Origin of the sequence: Bacillus sp. SIMBA_074 (assembly GCF_046534555.1) — a bacterium.
In the GTDB taxonomy this organism is placed as follows: Bacteria; Bacillota; Bacilli; order Bacillales; family Bacillaceae_G; genus Bacillus_A; species Bacillus_A mycoides.
Map to the genome: position 1 here is coordinate 1 of NZ_JAWRYM010000678.1, position 264 is coordinate 264.

Below are 264 nucleotides of genomic sequence, written 5' to 3' on the forward strand. Positions count from 1 at the left end.
GGTGTCAGCGGGACGGGCTCGGCACCGGCGACCAGTCGATGGACGCGCTGATCGCCGGCATCGACGAAGTACAGGATGCCCGTGGAATCGGCGGTCCATGCCCCGCCGCCGTACTCGTGTACACGGGAGCGAGCACTCCAGGGCGCCGGGAGCATCTCGGCTCCCGAGGAGCTTCGCACCGTGACCCGCCCCTTCTCGGCGGGCACGGATTCTCCCCACCAGATCTCGGAGCCGACGAAGCGCGCCCCGTCGATGCGCGGGGAG

Annotated in this window: 1 pseudogene; it reads right to left on the reverse strand. The window is 70.8% G+C overall.

Going from position 1 to position 264, the window contains the following annotated elements:
* Nucleotides 1-264, reverse strand: a pseudogene (locus SB773_RS32490) (hypothetical protein); the annotation flags it as partial.